The following is a 4,104-nucleotide window of genomic DNA, read 5'->3' on the forward strand; positions in this document are numbered from 1 at the left end:
GGCCCAGTCGGCCCGAAGCTGCGATTTTGGTCATCTTGGAGAACACGTCGGGAACGGGCTGGTTGTTGTTGACGATCGCCCATGCGAGGAACGACGTTCCGCTCCGATAAGGGAGCGGCGTTATGAGCCTTGGCGTTTCGAGTGGGGATCTGATCGGCTCCTGGAGCCTGAGTTTTTCGGACATCGCGTTCGTGACCGGCAAAGCGGAGACGGCACGACTGGGATTGGCGGTTCAGCTTAGATTTTTCGCCGGGCATGGCTTCTTTGTGCCGGATCATGCGTCGATACCCTCCGACGGTGTCTTGTATCTGGCGGAGCAACTTGGTCTCGATGCCAAATCCGTGAACCACTATGATTTTTCCGGGCGCACCGCCCGCCGGCATTGCGCGGAGATTTTGCGGCATCTCGGGTTCCGCCGTATGACGCAGACGGATCGCAGGGCGTTGTCGAGGTGGATTTCCGACGATCTTTGTGCGGGCGGGCAGCCGATCAATGCCATGCTCGAGCATGTTTTCCTGTGGTGCCGCGACCGCCGTATCTATGGGCCGTCGCGCAAGGAGCTGGAACGCCTCGTCCGTTCGCAACGACACCTCTATCTGGAGGCCCTGTTGGCCCGAGTCCGCGATCGGCTTGCGCCGGATGCGGTCGCCTTGCTGGAAGCCTCGCTCGCCGATCCCGATGGCCCGACCGGCTTCAACACGATGAAGGGGGATGCAGGTCAGGCGACGCTCGAAAACATTCTTGGCGTGACCGCCAAACTCGCCTTTATCCAACGGCTTGCTCTTCCCCGAGATTTCCTATCGGTCACGGGCAAGGCATGGGTCGATCAGATCGTTCGCCGGGTTGCCGGCGAGAAAGCCTCGGAGATGCGCCGGCATGTACCGGCGCGCCAGCTCGGGCTCTATGCCGTTTATCTGATGGCGCGGGAAGCTCAGCTTACGGATGCGATGGTCGACCTGCTGATCGAGACGGTCCATAAGATCGGATCGCGCTCGAAACGCAAGGTGGTGGGCGATATCGCGAAAGACATCGAGCGGGTCTATGGCAAGGAGCGACTCCTGGTCGAGATTGCCAGCGCTTCGATCGACGATCCATCCGGGCGCATCTGCGATGTCATTTTCCCAATCGCCGGCAAGGACAAACTGGCGGCGATCATCAAGGAAAGCCAGGCAAAGGGCGCCTTGGATCGGCGGATCTACAAGGTGATGCGGAGGTCATGGGCCAATCATTATCGCCGTATGCTGCCAAGCCTGCTTTCGGCACTGGAGTTCCGGTCGAACAACGCCGTGTGGCGTCCGGTGCTGGCGGCCCTGGACTGGATCAGAAGCAAAGTGGATGATGGATGCCGCTACGTGCCGCCGCACGCAGTGCCGGTCGACGAGGTCATTCCGGCGAGATGGCGCAGTTCCGTCATTGATGAAGAGGGGCGCGTAAACCGGATCAGTTATGAGCTTTGTGTCCTCGCGCAACTGCGCGATCGCATCCGTTCTAAGGAAATCTGGGTTGTCGGGGCGGACCGATACCGCAATCCCGATGACGATCTTCCCAAGGACTTCGATGCGCGGCGAGAAGCATATTACACAGGATTGAACCTGACGGCGGATGCGCGTGCATTTTCAAGCGCCATCCGGGAAGAGCTTGCTCAGGAACTGTTGCTCCTCAATGCCAATATTCCCCGGAACGACAAGGTTCGGCTGCTGTGGCGCGGCGAGAACCGTATATCTCTCACCCCGTTCAAACCCTTGCCCGAACCCAGGGGTCTCGCCTCGATCAAGACCGAGATCGGCCAACGCTGGCCGATGACCGGGCTGCTCGACGTACTGAAGGAGGCTGCCCTTGATACGGGACTTCTCGAAGCGTTCGAAACATCGGCCTCGCGTGTTGCACTGCCGAAAACCGCGCTGGATCAACGTCTCCTGCTATGCCTCTACGGCCTGGGAACGAATGCCGGGCTCAAGCGGATCGCCGGCGCCACCCCCGATGTCAGCTATGAAGAGCTGCTGCATGTCCATCGCCGCTTCGTTCATGCCGCGGCGCTCAAGGAGGCGTGTGCCAGGGTTGCGAATGCGACCCTGGCAATCCGCAATGCTGCAGTCTGGGGGGACGCCGGCACGGCCTGTGCGTCAGATTCCACAAAGTTCGGAGCCTGGGATCGCAACCTGATGACGGAATGGCATGCGCGTTATGGTGGACGGGGCGTCATGATCTACTGGCATGTCGAACGACGCGCGACATGCGTCTATTCCCAGCTCAAGCGCTGCTCTTCCTCCGAGGTCGCCTCCATGATCGAGGGCGTGCTGCGCCATTGCACCGACATGGAAATCCAGCGACAATATGTTGATAGTCATGGCCAAAGCGCGGTTGGCTTTGCATTTTGCCGGCTTCTCGGATTTGAGCTTGCACCCCGCCTGAAAGCGATCGCTCGCCAGAAGCTGGCTCTTCCCGATGTCGGCATGCGAACGCGGCTTCCCCACTTGCAGCCGATCCTCTCCAGTCCGATCAACTGGGATGAGATCGAGCAGCAATATGACGAGATGGTCAAATATGCAGCCGCGATGCAGACAAAAACCGCCGACCCGGAGGCGATCCTGCGCCGGTTTAGCCGCTCCGAGGTGATGCACCCGACCTACAAGGCGTTGAGTGAGCTGGGCCGCGCGGTCAAGACGATCTTCCTGTGCCGGTATCTGCGCGAGGAGTCCTTCCGCCGCGAAATTCATGAAGGCCTGAATGTCGTTGAAAACTGGAACAGTGCCAATGGGTTCGTTTTCTTCGGCAAGGGCGGCGAGATCGCCACTAACCGCATCGATGAGCAGCAGCTCTCGGTCCTGGCGCTACATTTGCTGCAAGCGTCGCTTGTCTATGTGAACACCCGAATGCTTCAGAGCGTGCTGGTGGAACCGAAATGGACGGGCCGGATGACGCCGGATGATTATCGCGGCCTCACACCGCTGATTTACAGCCACGTCAATCCTTATGGCCGCTTCGACCTCGATCTGAATAGCCGGATCGATTTTGGGCGGCTTGCTGCCTGACCGGGGCCTTTCCGCTCGCACCATTTGGGTGCACCCGAACGTGACGATCGGAAGTGACATATACGACATGTCACAAAAGGGTGGTTCCGTCACCAATGTTACTGTACGAGGGCAAAGCCACCCTAATGTGACGGATTTGCCCATGACCCGCGTCGGCTACGCCCGCGTCAGCACCATCGACCAGGATCTCGACATCCAGGTTGCCCGGTTGAAGGCAGCGGGCTGTGAAATCCTCCGCTCCGAAACAGGCTCGGGCGCATCGCGCACTGGACGCACGGAGCTTGAGACGATCATGCAGTTCCTGCGCGCCGATGACGAACTCGTCGTCCTGCGTCTCGATCGGCTCGGTCGCTCCACACGCGATGTTCTCAATCTGGTTCATGAACTCGACCAGAAGGGAGCCTCATTGCGGGTGCTTGAGCCGGAGGTGACGACGGCCGGAAGCATGGGGCGGATGGTGATCACCATTCTGGGCATGGTCGCGGACATGGAACTGACGTTCATCAAGGACCGGCAGCGCGCCGGGATCGAGGCGGCGCGCGCCGAAGGCGTCTACAAAGGCCGGAAGAAAAACATCGATGACGATGAAATCCGACGCCGGATCACCGCCGGCGCGAGCAAGGCCAGCGTCGCGCGCGACCTCAAGATCTCAAGAATGACCGTCTATCGGGCGCTTGACGTCATTCCTTCAAGGATCGGGCTGCCGGAAAAGCCGCCTTCTGTCACCATCGCCCTGCATCTGACCATCGAGAACTTCAACAAGCATGGTCGTGGCAGAAAGCCCGCTCGCGAGCGCATTGAGGCGATGCTGGAGCGGGATTACCAGATGCAAAAGACCGGGAACTGCGATTACACGCTGACCGTCGCCTATGATCAGGGTGCCGATGGCGTCAGCCTCGATGATGAGATCGCATCTCTCCAGACAGAGATGTTCAACATCGCAGAGAGCTACAGGTGCTCGATCGAGACCGATGTTTACGAGATTGGAGGACAAGAGCGAGCCTGGTAGATCGCCATGTTCAATCTTTGTTCTTCAACATGGCCAAAATCGCAGCTTCGGGCCGACTGGGCC

The 4,104-nt window shown here is 59.6% G+C and carries 2 protein-coding genes; both read left to right on the forward strand.

The window, feature by feature from the left end; all coding sequences use genetic code 11:
* The first annotated feature begins 122 nt into the window (after positions 1–122).
* Positions 123–3,032, forward strand: coding sequence for a Tn3 family transposase (locus LQ220_RS24655; RefSeq protein ID WP_006961814.1), 2,910 nt, complete (start codon positions 123–125; stop codon positions 3,030–3,032).
* Positions 3,033–3,174: 142 nt separating this feature from the next.
* Positions 3,175–4,041, forward strand: coding sequence for a recombinase family protein (locus LQ220_RS24660; protein WP_006961816.1), 867 nt, complete (start codon positions 3,175–3,177; stop codon positions 4,039–4,041).
* Positions 4,042–4,104 lie beyond the last annotated feature (63 nt).

The organism is Sphingobium sp. CECT 9361, assembly GCF_918741285.1.
In the GTDB taxonomy this organism is placed as follows: Bacteria; Pseudomonadota; Alphaproteobacteria; order Sphingomonadales; family Sphingomonadaceae; genus Sphingobium.

Bases quoted from the DNA above. Each gene is read 5' to 3' on its own strand.
- LQ220_RS24655 (WP_006961814.1), top strand. From the start codon at position 123: ATGAGCCTTGGCGTTTCGAGTGGGGATCTGATCGGCTCCTGGAGCCTG.
- LQ220_RS24660 (WP_006961816.1), top strand. From the start codon at position 3,175: ATGACCCGCGTCGGCTACGCCCGCGTCAGCACCATCGACCAGGATCTC.